General features: G+C 60.8%; 1 protein-coding gene. It reads left to right on the top strand.

All coding sequences use genetic code 11. From position 1 onward, the window contains the following. The coding region (locus CC207_RS27990; protein WP_256582286.1) for a GGDEF domain-containing protein at nt 1–314 on the top strand (314 nt) is incomplete at both ends.

Below are 314 nucleotides of genomic sequence, written 5' to 3'. Positions count from 1 at the left end.
TCTGGCATGGGTACCTGACCGATATCTCGGACCTCAAGCGGGTGGAGGAGGAGCTGCGGGCGTTGTCGGTGACCGATGCGCTGACTGGGATCTACAACCGGCGCTACTTCCAGGAGCGGCTGCGTAATGAACTGGATCGAGCGCAACGGGATGGGTTGGACCTGGCGGTGATCATGCTGGATATCGATCACTTCAAGCGAATCAACGATCAGTACGGGCATGCGGTGGGGGATCATGTGCTGCGCAGCCTGTGCCAACGGATCGGGCAGCGGTTGCGGCGCACTGATGTGTTTTGTCGGTTGGGGGGGGAGGAG

This window comes from Pseudomonas sp. DrBHI1 (assembly GCF_002205115.1).
Lineage (GTDB): Bacteria > Pseudomonadota > Gammaproteobacteria > Pseudomonadales > Pseudomonadaceae > Aquipseudomonas > Aquipseudomonas mosselii.
The sequence above is the reverse complement of the archived record's forward strand: the minus strand, read 5'-3'. Positions and strand labels throughout refer to the sequence as shown.